This window comes from Acutalibacter sp. 1XD8-36, from assembly GCF_009917525.1.
Taxonomy (GTDB): Bacteria; Bacillota; Clostridia; order Oscillospirales; family Acutalibacteraceae; genus Acutalibacter.
Genome location: NZ_QZDU01000013.1, coordinates 13,761 through 33,105 on the forward strand (window position 1 = coordinate 13,761; position 19,345 = coordinate 33,105).

The following is a 19,345-nucleotide window of genomic DNA, read 5'->3' on the forward strand; positions in this document are numbered from 1 at the left end:
CAAATCTCCTCTATTTCCCTACACAGAATCTCTCAAAAACCTGGTCAATAATTTCATCGGATACTTTACGCCCTGTCAGACGATAGAGTGCTGCCAATGCATCCTCAACGCATACAGTTAACGCATCCAAAGTCAGCCCCATATTTAATACCCCTATCCCCTGTTCAAGTGCATCCCTTGCAGACGACGCTGCAAATTTCTGCCTCTCCGTGAAAAGTTCCGCATGTCCGGTATCAAAATTTTCAATTCCAATTAATTTAGAAAATGCACATTCAAGTTCATCAAGGCCTTCATTCTTTACAGCAGAAGCAGTAACACAATATTTGAAATTATCTTTAATATAATCAAGATTTATCTCGCCATTTAGGTCACATTTATTTATTACCGCAATAGCAGGCAGCCCACGGACAAGTTCAATTAGTTTAATATCTTCCTCACTCAACTTTTCCGAACAATCAAATACAACTATAACCAACTCTGCACTTTTTAGCTGTTTCTTTGTTGATTCAACCCCAATTTTTTCTATCGGGTCATTTGTCTCTCGCAATCCTGCTGTATCAGCAAGTAAAAGCGGTACTCCGGCTAAAGATACCTGCTCTTCAACCACATCACGTGTAGTCCCGGCATATGGTGTAACTATCGAGCGCTCATGTCCCACAATAAGATTCATTAAAGTGGACTTTCCCACATTAGGCCGTCCCACCAAAACAGTTTTAATACCTTCCCTGAATATCTTACCGCGTTCAAATCCATCCAATAACTTTGTCAATTCACTACCACATATGCGAAGACATTCTTGCGTTTCATCTATATCAACAATGTCCACATCTTCATCCGGAAAATCCGCCCATGCAGCTAAATGTGCCGCCAAACCCTCTAACTTACTACATATATCCACAATAATCCTGCTCAATACACCAGACTCTGCAGCCTGTGCAGCCATCATAGCGTGGCGTCCCCCAGCACTAATTATCTCCATAACAGATTCAGCCTGAGCCAGGTCAAGCTTTCCATTCATAAATGCACGGCGCGTGAACTCCCCCGGCTCAGCAGGTACCGCACCATTTTTTAGCACTTCAGCCAGCACTTGTCTGGTCACATACAAGCCACCATGACATGAAAGCTCTACCACATCCTCACCGGTATAACTCTTGGGCCCTCGAAATACCAGGGCCACACAGTCATCAAGCTTAACATCTCCATTTTGATAAATCTCACCCAAAGCCGCTGTATAGCCGGACATCTCTGTTATACGTTTGGAGAATTTAGAGCGAAATATCCTGTCACATACCTGAAACGCCTCAGGTCCAGATACCCGTATAACCCCAATACCACCTGGCGCCTGCCCAGTAGAAATTGCAGCAATTGTAGTACCCACAATAAATAACCTCCAATATTCAAAAAGCGGGACAGCATCCGCCGCCCCGCCCTCTGCTATTTTTTTACTTCAATCTTTCCGTAAATTGGTGCTCCAGGGTCATCAGCTTTAGGCACTTCAGCTCGAGGAGCAACATTATTACGATGCTGACCCTTCTGAGACCTGCCGCCATTTTTACGGTCACGGTCATAGCCGCCTTTATTACCATTATAGCCACGACCACGGCGGTTATTACCTCTGGACTGATAGCGCTCTCCGCCCTCTGGCCCAATTACCACATGCCTTGCCTGGTCTGCGCCCTCACTCCAAGACTTTGCGCCCTCTACTTCCTGAACGGCAGTATGGATTATTCTTCGCTCATATGGATTCATAGGTTCTAAAGAGGCATTCCTTCCGGTTTTCACAGCTCTAGCTGCCATTTTGCTGCCAAGAGCCTCAAGAGTCTCCTTACGCTTTTCCCTATAGTTACCCACATCCAAAGTTAATCTAAAATACGCCCCTTCTGTATGATTAGCAACTAATGAGGCCAGGTACTGCAACGCGTCAAGTGTCTCGCCGCGATGCCCAATTACAAAGCCAACATCATCACCACTAAGCACCAAAGCCGCACCCGATTCATTAGGCTGTATATCAACATTAGCACTTGTCAGTCCCATATGCCCAAGTATAGCCTTAACGTACTCCGCAGCCTCTTTAACAGGGTCACGGTTAGGGTCAACTGGAACTTTAGGTTTAAGCTCATTCTCCTCAACAGGCTTCTTGATAGGAACAGACTCTTTCTTCTCTACAGGAGTAACATCCTGCACAGGCTTTACCAGCTCCGGCTTTATCTCATCAGGTACCTCAATGTATGCACGTACTTTAGCCGGACGCCCGCCAAAAAGACCTAATGTCTTCTTTTGCGGCAACTCCAACACATCACAGCTGGCGTCAACAGTCTCAACGCCCAGCTGCCTGCAGGCATTAGCAAAAGCAACCTCAACATTTTCACCGGTTGCAATAGCTTCCTTAATCATTCGTATAACCTCCACTCACAGAAATGTCACTTTTTGCTACCCAGATAGCTGGCAGTATCACCGGAGCCCGAGCCGGATTTCTTTTTCTTTTGCTTGTGCTTTACCTCTTCCTGCTCCTGTTCCTGCTTATCAGCAGTCACCAGCTTGTCTGCTATCAACTTCTGCTGAGTCGCCGGTAAAGGACGCAGGCTGCCCTCAGCAATCTCAATTGCCACAGCCCTGCTGGCTTCTTTTCTGACAGCAAGCTGCTCTGCACTGAAATGCTTATTCATTATCAAAGTCTGCAAGAAACTGGCAAGAATAGAAACTATATTGTACATACCCACAGCCGCAGGCATAATAAACGCCCAGTATACGCTGATAAGCGGAAAGACATACACCATAGCCTTCATACATCCGGTCTGTGTACCATTTCCCATGGACTTAGTGGTATAAAACTGTGTCCCAAAACTGAACACCAATGAGAGCACTGGGATTATCCATAAAAATGTCATAAAGCTGGAGCCCTGAGGAGAGGCAAGCAGGTCAAGCCCCAAAAACCGGAAACCTTTAGAGAAAAATTCTATCTTATCAATATCATTAGCAGAAAACATTGTCAGGTTTGGCCTGAGTACATCAAAATGCTTGATTATCTGCAACTCCTGATATAGACCAAGACCGCTTGCCGAAGCCACTCCAGGTATTCTGGAAATATAATCAGTGGCCTGAGCGATAGTATCACTTGCAATATGAAGTGTGTTTGACAGAGGCATAATAACACTATAGAAAATTCCAAGCATTATTGGGAACGGAAGCAGAGTCATCAGACATCCAGTGCCCGGATTCACGCCCTCTTTTTCATAGAGCTTCATCAGCTCATCATTATACTTTTGCTGGTTATTGGCATAGCGCTGCTGCAGCTCTTTCTGTTTATCCGCCAACTTTGTCTGTGCAGACATACTCTTCTGCTGCTTTACTGATAGCGGGAACATTACAACTTTTAAAATAACCGTAAACAGAATTATTGCTACGCCATAATTTCTAAAAACCGTGTAAAGCGCCCAAAGTAAATAACCCAATAAACTGCCAAAAAAATTAAAAATAGCCATGATAAGGTCCGTATCTCCCCTTTGCCCGGAAGAAAAATTCCGCGCCAGTCAAATTTTGAAATTCCATCCAGAGCCTGTCAATGACCCTTCCTTTTCTTCTCCGGTACCGGGTCATACCCGCCCCTGCTCCAGGGATTGCACCTAAGAAACCGCCACAAGGTTAACATACCACCTTTTATGGCCCCAAACCGTTCAATAGCTTCGATACCGTACTGGGAGCAAGTAGGTATATACTTACAGGAAGGAGGAGTTAATGGAGAAATACATCTTCTATAAAACTTTATAAGCTTTATTAAGAGATACTTCATCAACTTTGTTCCCCGACAAAAATACCAGCTTCCTTCATCTGCTGCCTCATCTGACGGCAAATCTCCGTACTTTTCACAAATGGTGTGCGGCCTCTGGCAACAAAAACTATATCATATCCAGGCCTCACTTCAGCCGATATCTCCCTAAACGCCTCACGTATAACCCGGCGCGCCCTGTTACGCTGTACAGCGCCACCTATTTTCTTGCTGGTAGTTATACCCACCCGCAGAGTACGGCACCTGTTCTTCATAACATACGACACCACTACAGGGGAAACATAGCTCCTTCCCCTGGCGTAAACCCGCCTGAATTCATGGTTTTTGCAAAGTGAAACGAACAATCCCACATCAGCGCCCCCTATCACTAAAAGCAGGGTACAACAAATAAAGGCCACGCTAGGTGACCTTTAAGCGCCGGTACGGTATAACGCTTCATCTGCCCGGCCACATGCAAAGTACCTTGCGCCCGTTTCCGCGCAAACAGAAAGCGCAGTCAATCAATAGGTAAGACGCGCCCTGCCCTTTGCCCGGCGGCGTGCAAGAACCTTGCGTCCGTTCCTGTCAGACATCCTCTTACGGAAGCCGTGCTCCTTCTTTCTATGGAGCTTCTTGGGCTGATACGTTCTCAGCATAAAAAGTCCCTCCTTTCGGGCTTAACCCTTGCATTTTCAAATTATAACCCAAATGCCCCCCATATGTCAACATAAAATTTTCAAGGATTTTATGCAGAGCCAAAAAATCCAAAATATAGTAAAATGAACTCACTTAACCACAATTTATTTTGGTATACAAAAAATAGTAACTGCTAAATTTCAGTCTCAGTGTGCAAATATACAAAATATTAATATTTGTAATTTAATAATATAATAACTATATTCCAAGTTCATCTAGAAATTTTTTAATCATTCTCCACTGCTCAGCAAGTTGATTGTATTTTTCTCTGCCGGACTCCGTTATCCGATAATACTTTCTTGCCGGCCCGCCAGAAGTTTCTCCCATATAGCTCTCAGTATACTTATCACGGCAAAGCTCCCTAAGCAGGGCATAGATGGCACTCTCCTGGGTATCCGTGAAAATCCTGTGCAGAACGGAGAGTACCTCATAGCCGTATCTGTCATTTACCGTCAAAAGGTGGAGCATAGATAACTTTATCAAATCCTTTTTAAGCATGGTCCCACCCTCACAGCAAACTAATAGCGGCAAGCACTAAGCCATATCCCAAGTCCCAGGTAAAGAAAGTAGTCACCTCCTTGACCCACATGGTTGTTGGCATACCATACTCATTATAAATTGACGGATTCATATTCCACCAAAGATTATGTGTCTCAAAGCAAATCACAATTCCCATAATACACAGGATATATACCGCCCGCCAACGATAATCAAACATTTTCGCCATTATAACACTCAATAAAGCTCCAATAAACAGCAGTACCGCTGCAATCTCACAGGCAGTTATAATTTCAAAATGCATCATAAGGCTGAAATCCACATAAAAGCAGTACATAACAAAGCCATACACACACGCTATAACAAAAAGCACTACAGCAAAACCTAAAATCAATGATTTCTTAATATGCTTCCTCCGCTTATTACCTCCAAAACCCAAATACACCATAGAAATAACAGCACCAGTAATGATAAAATATTCTATCTGAAAGCAAATGGGAAAGTCTCTTCCAAAAACAGCTCGCTTTAACGGGGCAAGCAAATTACTAATCAGCTCAAGTGGGTGCAGCATAAAAAGGAATATTCCCGCTAAAGTAAGCACCACAACAGAAACCCAGGTGATTACTTTACTGTTTAATCCACCCAAAATAACATCCAGCCCAAACAGATACACAATACCGCATAGCAGCAAATCTCCAGCCGAATTGGAAAAATAAAAGCCTGTACCCTCTAAAATTATGTCAATAACTGGCACAAGAGCACAAAAAATCAATAGAGCAAGAAATGAATGCCACCTGAGAACTTTTCTCCTATCCGAAAGCTCTATCACCGGCTTCCAAGGCGGCCCAAAGCGCTTCACTGCTTCCTCTTGCCCACCAATTTCCCTAAGAATATCTCTATAATCATCCACAACGCTTTCAGCCTCATCCTGTGGCAAAAACCATCTCGCCGCAAGTGATAGCTTCTTAAAGTAACCCAAACGCTTCATATTGTATCCCTCCTGATTTTATAGTTTCAAACAGCTACTGCTAAAAATATTACTGTCAAAAATATAATAGTCTGTTTAGGTGGAAAAGTCAAGAGGAATGTTGAAAAATATTTGAAAAATAGCTCCAGGTATGCTATACTATCTAGGTAAAACATTTTTATACTGGGGACAGGCAGTAGAGATTCCTGCCTGAACGTGAAAATTGGAGGGTATTTTTCTTGGATTCTTTTAATCAGGCATGGGAGATAATCTGTGAGTTCTGCCGTTCACAGATAACGGATGTGGCGTATAAAACATGGTTTGGACGTCTTAAACCGGTGTCCATGGACTTTGAAAAGGGTGTGGCCATAATAGAGGCCCCAAATGATTTTCATAAACAAACCTTACTCCGCTGCTACAGCGACCTTCTAAGCCGCGCGCTGCAGAATGTATTCGGCGGCAATATAGGTTTTGAGCTTGTAGTTACCGAAGAGCCGGACCGGGTTTTGGAGAAGGACTCAAATCAGGACGAGGGTTACGAGCTCACCTTCGACACTTTTGTTGTCGGGCCCTCAAACCGCTTCGCCCATGCAGCCTGCCAGGCTGTTGCCAGCAAGCCGGCTCTGCTGTATAACCCGCTGTTTATCTACGGCAACTCCGGGCTTGGCAAGACACACCTGCTCTCAGCTGTATCCAGAGAGTTTAAGAACAATTTCCCTGACCGCACTGTGGTATACGTAAAAAGTGAAGATTTTACAAATGAAGTAATAGACGCTATTGCCCGCGGAACTACCCCGGCTCTCCGGGCAAAATACCGCAATGCCGACCTGCTCCTTATGGACGATATCCAGTTTATTGGCGGCAAAACATCTACTCAGGAAGAATTTTTTCATACCTTCAATACCCTATACGAGGCCAAAAAGCAGATAGTTCTAACCTCGGACCGTCCCCCAAAGGATATAGCCACTTTAGAGGACAGGCTAAAAACCCGCTTCGAGTGGGGCCTTACTGCCGACGTCCAAGCCCCTGAGTTTGAGACCCGGGTAGCAATAATCCGCAGGAAAGCCGAAAGCTTCGACTTTGATATTCCGGAGAACGTCTGCGAATACATGGCAAACAAGCTGAAAAATAATATTCGCCAACTGGAGGGGGCAGTAAAAAAGCTGCGTGCATTCCACCTGCTTGAAAACCGCCCTGTAAACATTGCCACCGCTCAGACGGCTATAAGTGATATCATCAACAACTCTCAGCCGACGCCTGTAACTGTAGAAAAGATAATTGAAGAGGTCGCAAGGACCTATCAGGTGACGCCAGAGGACATCTGCTCCCAAAAACGCAATGCTGCGGTTTCAAAGTCACGCCAGGTTGCTATGTATGTTGTAAGGGAGATAACCCAGATGCCTATGGTGGAGATAGGCCAGACCTTCGGCGGCAGGGACCACTCCACAGTTGTATACGCCCTGCGTCAGATGGAGGAACGGCTGGAACGCGAATCGCACACAAGGGACACGGTAAACGATATAATAAAAAATATCCGTGACCGCTGAGGCCGTAATTTCACCACAGTATTTTCAACTTTTCCCTAACATTCCACTAACACACATTAAACAGCCTGTTGAAATCGATTTAACATATTCAACTTTTCAAAAATTATTTCACAGGTAAGCGTGAAATAAAAAATCCTCAAAAACCCATATTTTATAAGGGCTTCCGAAATTATCCACAGTTTTAACAGCCCCTATTACTACTTCTAAATCAATAAAGAATAAAAACAATGATTTATATAGAGAGGAGATCCAAAATGAAAATAACCGTAAACAGAAGCGACATGACTGAAGCTGTATCAAACATGCAGCGGGTCGTATCCTCAAAGACCTCCGTACCGGCACTGGAAGGTATACTCTTAAAAGCAGATGAGGACAAGTTAGAGCTGTGTGCCTATGACCTTGAGCTTGGCATGACAACTACGATATCGGCAAAGGTAAATGAACCTGGCAGAGCTGTGCTCAGTGCAAAGCTCTTTACGGATATAGTTCGCAAAACCCCAGGTGACACTATCTCCTTGGATGTTGACGAGAAAAATATAGCCACCATTGAGAGCGGAGTCAGCCGGTTTACTATCGTTGGCATACCGGCTGAGGAATTTCCCGAGTTGCCAAAGGTGGAAGACGGGGAGGATATACGCCTTACCAGCAGCGTACTAAAGAGTATGATACGCCAGACTGTGTTTGCAGTAGCTGAAAGCGACGCAAAGCCAATACACCAGGGCAGCCTGTTCAGCATGGATGGAGGCCTTCTGGATGTAGTTGCCGTCGACGGGTACCGTCTTGCAAAGCGTACAGAAGCTATTGAATTTAAAAATAAACTATCCTTTGTCGTGCCTGGAAAGACATTGAGCGAAGTCCTCAGGCTGCTTAAAGATACAGAGGACCCGGTTGACCTGTACGCAGGAAAACGCCATATTATGTTTAAAATTGACAACTATATTGTGATATCAAGCTTGCTTGAGGGTGACTTCCTGAACTATAAGGCTACCATACCTACTACCAGCAGGACAAAAGTTATTATGCGCTCAAGGGATGCGATAGAGAGCGTTGAGCGTGTATCACTGCTGATAAACGACAGAATAAAGAGCCCGATACGCTGTGTATTGTCAAAGAATGAGATAAAGCTTTTCTGTACCACCTCAATGGGCAGGGCCAGCGACCAGATATCTGCTCAGATAGATGGTGAGGAGACTGAGATAGGCTTTAATAACCGTTATCTGCTGGATGCCCTTAGAAATACTGAGTGCGACGAGATAAAGGTAGGGCTTAGCGGTCCGCTCAATCCTATGACCATCGGGCCAAAGGAGGGCGAAAGCTTCCTGTTCCTGGTGCTGCCGGTAAGGCTTAAAAACGACTGATAATATTTATCAAGGAGGTCCCCATGGAGGAGATACGGATAGAAACGGAGTATATTAAGCTGGACGCTCTGCTGAAGCTCTGTGGAGTGGTAGTAACAGGGGGACAGGCCAAGGCAGCTGTACAGGATGGCCATGTACAGGTAAACGGAGAGCTTTGTACTATGCGGGGGAAAAAGATACGTCCTGGAGACAGTATCCAGGTGGCCGGACGGGGGTTTAAGGTAGAGAAATGTATGTAATCCGGTTTGCCGCCAGGGATTTCAGGAACCTGGAGGAAGAGGAAATATTCCCCTGTGAGGAAGTAAATGTAATATACGGAGACAATGCGCAGGGAAAGACGAATCTGCTTGAAGGTATGTGGCTGTTTACCGGCGGTCATTCCTTCAGGGGAGCTAAGGATACTGAACTGCCGAGAATAGACCCGGAAACAGGGAAAAACCTGATGGGGACTGCCCTGGCGCTGGATTTTTACAGCGCCGAGCGTGAGCAAAGCGCCATGCTTCAAATAGAGAACGGGAGGCGTTCCGCAGAGATAAACGGAGTAAAAAAAGATACCGGTACAGCTCTTGTGGGAAAAGTGCGGGCTGTGATATTCTCCCCCGAGCATCTGCTTCTGGTAAAGGAGGGGCCAACCCGCAGAAGGAATTACCTTGACACCGCTCTCTGCCAGCTAAAGCCTTCCTATGCGTCGGTACTCACAGCATACCGCCGGGCTTTAATGCAGAGAAACGCCCTGTTGAAGGAAAAAAGGGAGAGGCCCTCCCAGCCTGCCGATACACTGTCTGTATGGAACGCAAGGCTTGCGAGGCTTGGGGCCCAGGTAGTACAGGAGCGCCAAAGCTTTACTGAAAGCGTAGCCCCTAAAATATCCGGAATCTACGATGGCATAGCCCGGGGACGCGAGAGGCTGGAGGTACGGTACTGTCCTTCTGTAAAGGGCGGCAGTACGGTGGGTGAGATAGAGGAACTGTTTATGCAGGAGCTCTCAAGGACATCAGCGTCTGACATACGCTCCGGCTTCACATCAGTCGGGCCACATAGGGACGACCTTGACATAGAAATAGACGGAGTATCCGCACGTTCCTATGGCTCACAGGGGCAGCAGCGCAGTGCTGTTTTGGCTATGAAGCTGGCGGAGGCCCAGATACTCACGGAATTTTCAGGAGAGTCTCCCATAGTGCTTCTTGACGATGTAATGAGCGAGCTCGACCGCCAGAGGCAGGATTACCTGCTGAATCATTTACAGGGCCAGCAGGTATTTATCACCTGCTGCAGTCCTGAGACGGTAGAATTACAGGAAAATGGAATGCGCTTTCATGTTGACGGCGGCGCTGTATACCCGGAAGAGTTTTAGTCTGCCGCTGAAAGGAAGATTTTTACTAATGTACCTGCATTTGGGGCAAGATACAATTGTTATGACTGACCGCATACTTGGGGTTTTCGACCTGGACAACACTACAGTCTCAAAGCATACAAGAGATTATCTTGGCAGGGCTCAGCGGGAAGGCCGGGTAATAGATGTGACCTATGAACTGCCAAAATCTTTTATAGTCTGTGAAAATGATGGAATTGAAAAAATATATCTTTCCCAGATGTCACCTGCAACTTTGCTGCGCAGGGTCAGGGAAGATACTGTTGGATAAAACATGGATGTAAACTTGAAAGGGTGAGAAAATATGCGTTATTTCGGGGTGCCTACCTGCCCGTACTGCAAAAAGAGAGTAAACCTGATAAGGACCTGGTCGCTGAAGCGGCAGGGTGAATACCAATGCCCCAGGTGCGGGGGTATCTCGAATATTTTCCTGTCGCCGCTGATATATGTCATGGCAATGCTGGCAATATTTGCGGGAGGGGCCATGTACTTTTTTCACAAGTTTGTGCTGGATGATATTACCATTGATACCGCAATATATGTATTCATTCCATTTGCGGCATTTTTCCTGTTCAGCCTCTTTATGGTGTATCTTGAGAAACCGGTAATAAAGAAGGTTTCAAAGGAGGAATATGAGAAAAAGCGCCGTATACGCTCGGCTGTAAACAGCAGCGCCGGAGCAGTATCAAACCCTGACGCCCGGCGCGGATACAGCGAGGAAGATGACTTTGTGCCACGCAGCAGCCATAGGCCGGGCCCGGAGGCGTCTGCTGCTGAACAGCGTCACGGCGTGGTAAACCAGGCGGCTTTCAGCAGGGCAAAGCTCCAGGCTGCTGTGGAGAACACCCAGCAGAGCCAGCGCCCCATCTCACCCAGGCCTTCTGCCCGGCCACAGCAGCAGAGGGCGGCAAGGCCCGCCCAGCCAGCAAACCAAGCGCCCCGGCCAAGACCACAGGCGGACAGGGTACAGCAGCCTAGGACAGCTGCTCCGCGTACAGCCCAGCCAAGAGTACAGCAGGGTGCTGCTTATAATCAGCAGCAGGTACGTCAGCGTCCGGTTTCAGGCCAGACGCAGCAGCCTCACAGGGCTGGGACTGGTACCCCGGCCCAGGGTGGGGCATATATGGGCAGCAGGCAAATTCAGGGATATTCACAGCATAAGCCCCAGGGACAAAACCATACCACAAACGGCGGCGGGCAGTGATTCCTGCAGGCTTTACAAATCCTTGAAAATATGCTATAATATAAGATATTAAATACGGCAGAATCTGACAGAGAACACAGGATAATTGGGTTGGAGGGCTATTGCTTTTGGACATCAACGAAATGACAGATATGACAAAAACTGATGAAATATATAATAGCGACCAGATACAGGTGCTGGAGGGCCTGGAGGCTGTGCGTAAGCGCCCGGGCATGTACATCGGCTCTACAGGTCCAAGGGGACTGCACCATCTGGTATATGAGATAGTTGACAATGCCATAGACGAGGCTCTGGCAGGAGTCTGTACCAAAATTGTGGTAAAGCTCTTGCCAGGGAATGTTATATATGTCTCAGACAACGGGCGTGGCATACCGGTAGGCATACAGCACCAGACCGGTTTGCCCGCGGTCACGGTGGTTTTTACAATACTTCACGCCGGAGGTAAATTCGGAGGTGGAAGCTATAAGGTATCCGGCGGCCTGCACGGAGTTGGAGCCTCGGTCGTAAACGCCCTGTCAACATGGCTTGAGGTTGAGATAGTCAGTGATGGTGAGCGCTATTATCAGCGTTTCGAACGTGGCAAGGCAGTTACTGACCTAATTGAAAAAGGTCCTGCTCCTGAGGGCAGCAGCAACGGCTCGGTGATATGCTTCCAGGCGGACCCGGAAATATTCAAGGAGACTACTGTATATAGCTATAAAACCTTGCAGGAAAGGCTGAGAGAGCAGGCCTTTTTGAATGCAGGCCTTGAGATAGAGCTCATAGACGAGCGCGACCCTGAAGAGCGCATACCTGAGGAGCAGAGCTTTGAGCGTCCGATAATAAACAGCTATTGCTATAAGGGCGGCATTAGGGAGTTTGTGGATTATCTCAACAAAAAGAAGGCAGTAGAGGTTATACATTCCGATATTATGCACTTCTCAGCGGTAGCTGATGACAATAATGCAACAGCGGAGATAGCCATGCAGTACACCGACAGCTATAATGAGCTTATGCTCTCCTTTGCCAACGACATCCGCACTGTGGACGGCGGCACTCATGAGGAGGGTTTCAGGCGGGCATTGACCAGGGTGATGAACGACTATGCCAGAAAGTACAATATACTCAAGGAAAACGACAAAAACCTAAGCGGCGACGATGTACGGGAGGGCCTTACCTGCGTTATAAGTGTTAAGCTGAAGGAGGCCCAGTTTGAAGGCCAGACTAAGGCGAAGCTTGGCAATACTGAAATATCAGGCCTTGTAAGCTCCATTGTGTATAAGTACATGCTGGAGTATATGGAAGAAAATCCTGCAACTGCCAGAGCAATCTTTGACAAGGCCCTGACAGCTTCGCGGGCCAGGGAGGCCGCAAGAAAAGCCAGGGAGCTGGCAAGGCGCAAAACTGCACTGGAGAATAACTCACTTCCGGGAAAGCTGGCTGACTGCCAGTCAAGGGACCCGGAGGAGACAGAAATATACATTGTGGAGGGCGACTCCGCAGGAGGTTCCGCGAAGGGCGGGCGAGACAGAAAGTTCCAAGCTATCCTACCCCTCTGGGGCAAAATGCTCAATGTGGAGAAGGCCAGGCTTGATAAGGTATATTCCAACGAGAAGCTTATGCCTGTAGTAACGGCTCTGGGCACTGGCATAGGAGAGGATTTTGACATCGATAAACTGAGATACGGCAAGGTTATAATCATGGCTGACGCCGATGTGGACGGCAGCCATATCCGCACCCTACTGCTTACCTTCTTCTTCCGCTTCATGCGCCCTCTGGTGGAGCAGGGGCATGTGTATCTTGCCCAGCCCCCACTATACCGTATTACTAAAAGCAAGAAGCATTACTACGCCTACTCAGACCCCGAGCGTGACAGGATACTGGCTGAATTGGGCGGCAACTGCCCTATCCAGCGCTATAAGGGCCTTGGCGAAATGGACCCGATTCAGCTGTGGGAGACAACGATGGACCCGGCAGTGCGCATTATGCGCCGGGTAGAGGTAGATGATGCCGCAAAGGCAGACGAGGTATTCACTGTGCTGATGGGCGACAAGGTTGAGCCGCGCCGGGAGTTTATCGTAGAGAATGCTCAAAAGGCTAATTGGGACGTTTAAACGCAGAAGCGAGGAGAAAAATAAATGCCTGATTTTGATAATACAAACATGCCGCCCGAAAAGCCTGAAGGGCGCGTTATAGATGTAGCGCTGTCGGAGGAGATGGAGCAGTCATTCCTAGACTACTCCATGTCGGTCATCGTCCAGCGCGCCCTGCCGGATGTACGTGACGGTTTAAAGCCAGTACACCGGCGTATATTGTACCAAATGTATCAGGATTCGCTATGGCCTGACGGCGCATACCGTAAGTGTATGGATACCGTAGGTAAAACCCTTGCCTCCTTCCATCCACACGGCGACGCCTCTGTGTACGATGCCATGGTGCGTCTGGCTCAGGATTTTTCCCTGAGATATATGCTGGTGGACGGCCATGGCAACTTTGGCTCCGTAGACGGAGACCCGCCTGCCGCGCCACGATATACAGAGGCCAGAATGACAAAGCTCTCTGTAGCCATGCTGGACGATATAAATAAGGATACGGTGGATTTCCAGCCAAACTACGACGACCGTTTGAAAGAGCCCACTGTTCTCCCCAGCCACTTCCCAAACCTTCTGGTAAACGGTTCTATGGGCATAGCGGTGGGTATGGCTACCAATGTGCCTCCGCACAATATCAACGAGGTGCTGGATGGAGTCTGCTGCATGATAGACAACCCCGAGGCAACTTTGGATGAGCTCATGGAGCATATCAAAGGCCCGGATTTTCCCACCGGCGGCATAATCATGGGCCGCAGCGGTGTGCGGGCAGCTTATGCAACTGGGCGCGGCAAAGTGGTCGTGCGCTCCAGAACAGAGATAGAGGAGGACGAGAAGTCCGGACGCTCTAAAATAATTGTAACAGAAATACCCTATAAGGTAAATAAAGCCGAGCTCATTAAGAGTATCGCAGATTTGGTAAAGGACAAGCGTATTGAGGGCATCACTAATATTGACGACCACTCAGACCGCGAGGGTATGCGCATTGTCATTGACGTAAGACGTGACGCTTCGCCGCAGATAGTATTAAACCATCTGTTTTCCTTGACTCAAATGCAGATATCCTTCGGCGTTATCATGCTGGCCCTTGTGGACGGCAGGCCGGAGATTTTAAATCTGCCAAAAATCCTAAGAAAATATATTGAGTTCCAGCTTGAGGTAATAACCCGTCGTACCCAATTTGATTTGAAAAAGGCCCAGGACCGTGCCCACATTCTTGAAGGGCTTATGATAGCCTTGGATTTTATCGACGAGGTAGTGGCTATGCTGCGGGCGGCAAAGTCTATCCCGGAGGGCAAGGCGGCCCTGATGGAGCGCTTTGAGCTGGATGACCCGCAGGCACAGGCTATTGTGCAGATGCGCCTTGGACAGCTGACAGGCCTTGAGAGGTCTAAGGTTGAGGAGGAGCTGAAGGAACTTAGGGAGAAAATAGCTGACCTTCTGGACATTCTCAGCAGTGAGCCCAGGCGGCTGGCAATTATAAAGGATGAGGCAATAGACATAAAGAAGCGCTTCGGAGACGAGCGGCGCACTGAGATAGCTGCAGTCAGCGGAGAGGTCGATATAGAGGACCTAATACCAGTTGAGGAATGTGTACTGACTCTCACAAGATATGGCTATGTAAAACGGCAGAAGATGGAAAATTACCGCACCCAGAAACGGGGCGGGAGGGGTATCTCCGCCATGAGCCGCCGTGAAGAGGATGCTGCCAGCCATATCTTTGTAACCGGAAGCCATGACTATGTGCTGTTCTTCTCGGATATGGGACGTATGTACAGAGTAAAATGCTATGAGGTGCCGGAGGGCTCAAGGACCAGCAAGGGTATGCACATACGGAATATGCTGCCGTTACAGGGAGACGAAAATATAACCTCCGTGCTGAGGCTTTCTGATATGGACGACGATAAATTCCTGGTAATGGTGACCAGAAGGGGTGTTGTGAAGCGCACGAAGCTTTCGGCATTTAACAATGTGCGCAAGGCCGGCCTAATCGCAGTTGACCTGGACGAAGGTGACTACCTGGCCCACGTGCTGGTGACTGACGGCAGTGGGGAGCTCATATTCTCCACCAGGAAGGGTATGACCCTTTGTATGAGCGAGACAGATATAAGGGCCATGGGCCGTGCAGCCAGGGGCGTGAAGGTCATGCGCCTGGAAGAGGGCGACGCAATAGTTGGCATGGACCAGCTGCGGAACGGCGGCATGGTACTGACCGTGACAGAGACAGGCTTTGGGCGGCTCTCCCCCATTGAAGACTACCGGGTGCAGAAGCGCGGCGGCAAGGGCCTGAAAAACTATCACGTTGATAAGTTCGGAGATGTAGCAGGCGTAAAGATAGTATTCCCTGAGGAGGATATAATCATGATATCCAGCGATGGGATAGTTATTCGTATCTCTGCCGGGGAAATACGCCAGTGTGCAAGGCCCAGTAAGGGTGTGCGCGTTATGCGGGTGCAGGAGGGCGAGAAAATAGTAACCCTTGCCAGCGCCCCGCCGGAGGAATCCGATGAGCCAGAAACTGAATCGGAGAGCGAACAAGAACAGTAAAAGATAAAATAAAATTGTCCTCTGAGTAAATCAGAGGACAATTTTTTCATGCCGAAAATCAACCTTTAGGAGTATCAGACATAGCTGGAGAAAAGTCAGGAAGCTCCCCAGTCTCGGCGAAAATTATCTCACAGAGAGACTTGGCTGTTTCACGATATCTCTCCTCAATCAACCTGGCAGAGGTTATCTTACCATCGCTGCTGTCTTCATTTTCCTCCTGTATGGAGCTTACAATGTCGTCTATAGTATCTTTCCAGTTCTGCTGGTCCTGTTCTAACTGAGCACGGTCTTCATCTCCAACAACTTCCTTTGCCGCATTGTATGCCAGAGGAATCATTTCTTTCCAGTATTTTCCCGCAGTCTCGTAAGCTTTGAATATTGCTTTGCTTGACGAGGCTGCGCTCAAGTCATCAGCGAGTTTTGTATCAATGGGATTTTCCGCGAAGACCTCCTCAAAATCTGCCATTTGAGTAGGCTCCTCGGTGGGTTCAGGCTCTTGGGAGGCGGTTATTTCACTCTCTGGCTGAGATGAGGGCTCATCAGGAGGATTTTCACTGGGTTCAGCTATGGATGAGCTGGAGGACGGTGGCGCAGGCTCCTTAATTCCACCACATCCTGAGAATAAAGCAGGCAGGAGCATAAGGGCTCCGGCCAGAAAAAAGGCAGTAAATCTGGTATTTTTCATGAGCAATTTCCTTTCAAAAAAGTATCTTTTTTCACTAAATCAGGCCGTTTTTTACCAAAAAAGCGGTCTTTAATATGCCTATTTGGGTCTTTGCATCTGGAATTTCATTGGCACACACCATCTCTACAGCCCTATCCAATGGTATACGCTCTGTATCTAGGAACTCGTCTTCATCCAGATGGAGCCCCTGCTGACCGCCTACTATCCTGCATGCCCAGAGGCGGATTATCTCGCTGCAATATCCTGGTGTCGGATATACCTCGCCCAAAGATATATAGTTTTCGCCGCGGGTGCCGGTTTCTTCCAGCTGCTCGCGCTTCATGGCCTCGAAAGGGTCCTCACCGGGTTCAAGTTTACCGGCAGGAAGCTCTAAGAGCACTTTTTTATAGGGATAGCGGAACTGGCGCACAAATATCAGCTCGTTATCCTCGGTGAGCGCTGCAACGCTGACTCCGCCTGGATGGTCTACTACCTCGCGCTTTGATAAGGAGCCGTTTTCCAGCTCAACATCGTCTACATGCGCATGTATTATACGGCCATCGTATATAGGCTGCACATTTATGGTCTTTTCGTAAAGCTTCATTTTGACGCCTCCCTTAGTTTTGAGATAGGTCATTCATCACAAGGCCTGTAATGAGCTTAGGATAGAAATAGGTGGATTTCTGCGGCATTTTTTCACCGCAGGCAGCAACAGAGCATATTTCCTCAACTCTGGTGGAGTTTAGCAGGAAGCAGCAGTTGCTCTCGCCGTGTATGACAGATTGTACGGCCTCTTCAGCAGAGCGTGTGTAGGTCAGATTTATCTGTGCAGCCATATTTTCCTTGTCTATGCCGAGAAGTTTTTCTAGAATAAGTGTGTGCAGAATGCTCACATCAAGCTCCCGGTAGGCGGCGCTTTTTTCAGGAAGAAAATCCTCAAGTATAGATGAGTCTTTTAAAGTGAGTATCTGCCAGTTTTCCCCATCAAAATATGCAAAAGCGTGTAGGTTTTCCTCATAAGCGGAATCCAATGCGTCCTGTGCACTGCATAGGTCTGAGGCGGTGCTCGGGTCAAACCACTCCTTACAGGATTCAATAAGACTAGCGCTGTCAAAATTCTCAAGTCCGCGTACCAGCCTGTGGGTTGGGAATACCACCAGCCCATCATCGGACATATCGGCTAGTGTCATCATCACAAAATCTGCGCCATTGCAGTCAGTCCCCTGCTGCTGCAGATATCTGCGGTAGTTGAGGGCAGTTTCATAGCGATGGTGACCGTCGGCAATATATAACTTACGTCCGGCAAAGTCCTCTTGTATAGCTTCAATGGCTGCCGGGTCATTCACTACCCATAACCGGTGTGTAACGAGTCCGTCGGAAAACTCATAGCGCGGGGCAGAACAGGAAGCAAGGTTGTCAATCCTTCTGCGGGTCACATGCTCAGGGTCCTGGTACAAAGAATAAATCTGGCTAAAATTGCAGTTTGTGGCGCACATCAGGTCAAAGCGGTCCTGTTTGGCATTACTGAGAGTTTCCTCATGCGGCAGCACCACTCCGGCAGCAAACTCCTCAAGGCGTACCCTACATATTAGGGTGCGAAGCTTTTTTGCCTCCCCACTATCCACTTTTGTGAGAAACTCCATTTCATAAATATAGAGCCCTGGGTCCATGTCCAGCTTTAGTATCCCATTTTCAATCCAGCTGCGAAGTGTTTCTCCAGCCTGAGTATATGGGTCGTCACCTTTTGGCAGCTCCAAACGGACGATGTTATATGGATTGCGCTTTAAATAATCCTGGCGCTGGTCCTCGCTGATAATGTCATATGGGGCGCAGGTAAGTTCTCCGATGTCTCCCGCTTTGGAGAGGTCGTACCGCAGGGCGCGGAAGGCTTTAATGTCAGCCATAATTGTCTCCTCCTTCATAGTTTTTCGTTTAACTTATCTCATGCTGTTAAGGTATATTGTAAACTCAAGTTGGCTCCGCGTCAACAAGAATCACCCTGTCTTCACGTAATTTTCACAATTATGTGGTATACTGTCCCGGAAACTAAGTTTTTTGAATGACAGTATTGGCTAATATTTTATGGAGGGATGAAGAATGGTATTTGAATTTGAGTTTCTGAACAGAGAAAAAATCAACAGCGCCCTCCCGGAACTGTTCAAAGTTCTTCACGGCAATATGAGCCTGATAGCTCCGACGGGCGGGACATTTGAGGAGGATTTCACGGTATGGCAGGAGTATATGGTCACGGCAGTCAGAGAGGAGCGGCGGCAGATAGTGCTAATGCGCTGTGACGGTGAGCTCGCCGGATACTTCCAGTATGATACTGGCGGCGGTGTGTTTATGATGGAGGAGATACAAATTAAACCCCAGTATCAGGGAAATGGAATGTTCCGGGAGTTATATAGATGGCTTGAGGATAAGATACCGGGGGATATTTCCTATGTGGAGGCATATTCCAATAAAGACAATCTGAAGTCCCAGGGTATACTTGAGCGGCTAGGGCTTGAGTGCGTGGGAGAAAATAGGAGCGGCAGCAGCTTCCTTTATAGGGGAAGCTGCAAAAGGCTTTGGGAGAACTTCAAATGAGGGAAGCCTATTAACGAGATATAGATATTTCATAAGGGTTACAGTTTCGTTTAAAATCCCCCATACCC

Annotated in this window: 20 protein-coding genes; 9 read left to right on the forward strand and 11 right to left on the reverse strand. The window is 47.7% G+C overall.

Translation table 11 applies throughout. The features are described 5' to 3' along the window. Nucleotides 1-10: 10 nt before the first annotated feature. The 8 genes from mnmE to D5270_RS14670 form a co-directional block, all read right to left on the reverse strand. Nucleotides 11-1,378: a tRNA uridine-5-carboxymethylaminomethyl(34) synthesis GTPase MnmE gene (gene mnmE / locus D5270_RS14630; protein WP_330587540.1), complete on the reverse strand. Its 1,368-nt coding sequence runs from the start codon at nt 1,376-1,378 to the stop codon at nt 11-13. Nucleotides 1,379-1,434: 56 nt separating this feature from the next. Beyond that, on the reverse strand, nt 1,435-2,394 hold the full coding sequence (gene jag / locus D5270_RS16945; RefSeq protein ID WP_243150391.1) for an RNA-binding cell elongation regulator Jag/EloR: 960 nt from the start codon (nt 2,392-2,394) through the stop codon (nt 1,435-1,437). Between the two features lie 26 nt (nt 2,395-2,420). Then, entirely contained in the window at nt 2,421-3,482 is a 1,062-nt protein-coding gene (locus tag D5270_RS14645; protein ID WP_207709404.1) for a YidC/Oxa1 family membrane protein insertase, read from the reverse strand. Nucleotides 3,483-3,559: 77 nt separating this feature from the next. After that, entirely contained in the window at nt 3,560-3,790 is a 231-nt protein-coding gene (yidD, locus tag D5270_RS14650; RefSeq protein WP_166544812.1) for a membrane protein insertion efficiency factor YidD, read from the reverse strand. Next, entirely contained in the window at nt 3,790-4,185 is a 396-nt protein-coding gene (gene rnpA / locus D5270_RS14655) for a ribonuclease P protein component (RefSeq protein WP_330587541.1), read from the reverse strand. Before rnpA ends, yidD begins: the two co-directional genes overlap by 1 nt. Before the next feature lie 102 nt (nt 4,186-4,287). After that, complete coding sequence (gene rpmH, locus D5270_RS14660) at nt 4,288-4,422, reverse strand: 50S ribosomal protein L34 (protein WP_022336127.1); 135 nt, start codon at nt 4,420-4,422, stop codon at nt 4,288-4,290. Between the two features lie 238 nt (nt 4,423-4,660). Continuing rightward, nucleotides 4,661-4,960: a PadR family transcriptional regulator gene (locus tag D5270_RS14665; protein WP_166544789.1), complete on the reverse strand. Its 300-nt coding sequence runs from the start codon at nt 4,958-4,960 to the stop codon at nt 4,661-4,663. Between the two features lie 10 nt (nt 4,961-4,970). Then, nucleotides 4,971-5,948 carry a hypothetical protein gene (locus tag D5270_RS14670; RefSeq protein ID WP_166544790.1) on the reverse strand — a complete coding sequence of 326 codons (978 nt, stop codon included), beginning with the start codon at nt 5,946-5,948 and terminating at the stop codon, nt 4,971-4,973. 218 nt (nt 5,949-6,166) lie between these two features. Between D5270_RS14670 and dnaA the strand changes: the two genes are divergently transcribed. The 8 genes from dnaA (at nt 6,167) to gyrA (ending at nt 16,024) form a co-directional block, all read left to right on the forward strand. Continuing rightward, nucleotides 6,167-7,474 carry a chromosomal replication initiator protein DnaA gene (gene dnaA, locus D5270_RS14675; RefSeq protein WP_166544791.1) on the forward strand — a complete coding sequence of 436 codons (1,308 nt, stop codon included), beginning with the start codon at nt 6,167-6,169 and terminating at the stop codon, nt 7,472-7,474. A gap of 254 nt (nt 7,475-7,728) precedes the next feature. Then, nucleotides 7,729-8,832, forward strand: coding sequence for a DNA polymerase III subunit beta (gene dnaN, locus D5270_RS14680; protein ID WP_166544792.1), 1,104 nt, complete (start codon nt 7,729-7,731; stop codon nt 8,830-8,832). 23 nt (nt 8,833-8,855) lie between these two features. Continuing rightward, entirely contained in the window at nt 8,856-9,071 is a 216-nt protein-coding gene (locus D5270_RS14685) for an RNA-binding S4 domain-containing protein (protein ID WP_166544793.1), read from the forward strand. After that, entirely contained in the window at nt 9,062-10,186 is a 1,125-nt protein-coding gene (gene recF, locus D5270_RS14690; RefSeq protein ID WP_166544794.1) for a DNA replication/repair protein RecF, read from the forward strand. Before D5270_RS14685 ends, recF begins: the two co-directional genes overlap by 10 nt. A gap of 28 nt (nt 10,187-10,214) precedes the next feature. Then, entirely contained in the window at nt 10,215-10,475 is a 261-nt protein-coding gene (gene remB, locus D5270_RS14695; RefSeq protein WP_166544795.1) for an extracellular matrix regulator RemB, read from the forward strand. Between the two features lie 33 nt (nt 10,476-10,508). Next, nucleotides 10,509-11,408 carry a hypothetical protein gene (locus D5270_RS14700; RefSeq protein WP_166544796.1) on the forward strand — a complete coding sequence of 300 codons (900 nt, stop codon included), beginning with the start codon at nt 10,509-10,511 and terminating at the stop codon, nt 11,406-11,408. A gap of 131 nt (nt 11,409-11,539) precedes the next feature. Next, on the forward strand, nt 11,540-13,501 hold the full coding sequence (gyrB, locus tag D5270_RS14705; protein ID WP_166544813.1) for a DNA topoisomerase (ATP-hydrolyzing) subunit B: 1,962 nt from the start codon (nt 11,540-11,542) through the stop codon (nt 13,499-13,501). A 24-nt stretch (nt 13,502-13,525) separates the two neighbouring features. Beyond that, entirely contained in the window at nt 13,526-16,024 is a 2,499-nt protein-coding gene (gene gyrA / locus D5270_RS14710; protein WP_243150392.1) for a DNA gyrase subunit A, read from the forward strand. 58 nt (nt 16,025-16,082) lie between these two features. Here the strand turns inward: gyrA and D5270_RS14715 are convergent, their stop codons facing one another. From D5270_RS14715 to D5270_RS14725, 3 genes are read right to left on the reverse strand one after another with little or no spacing between them, the layout of a single operon-like run. Continuing rightward, a complete protein-coding gene (locus tag D5270_RS14715) occupies nt 16,083-16,709 on the reverse strand; it encodes a hypothetical protein (protein ID WP_166544797.1) in 627 nt (208 codons plus the stop codon). Between the two features lie 34 nt (nt 16,710-16,743). After that, nucleotides 16,744-17,292 (reverse strand): NUDIX domain-containing protein, encoded by a 549-nt coding sequence (locus tag D5270_RS14720; protein WP_166544798.1) that lies wholly within the window; start codon nt 17,290-17,292, stop codon nt 16,744-16,746. A 13-nt stretch (nt 17,293-17,305) separates the two neighbouring features. Continuing rightward, the gene (locus D5270_RS14725; RefSeq protein ID WP_166544799.1) at nt 17,306-18,592 is read right to left on the reverse strand and encodes a DUF1015 domain-containing protein; all 1,287 of its coding nucleotides are present in this window, start codon (nt 18,590-18,592) and stop codon (nt 17,306-17,308) included. A 193-nt stretch (nt 18,593-18,785) separates the two neighbouring features. Between D5270_RS14725 and D5270_RS14730 the strand changes: the two genes are divergently transcribed. After that, entirely contained in the window at nt 18,786-19,277 is a 492-nt protein-coding gene (locus tag D5270_RS14730) for a GNAT family N-acetyltransferase (protein WP_166544800.1), read from the forward strand. The last annotated feature ends 68 nt before the right edge of the window (nt 19,278-19,345 follow it).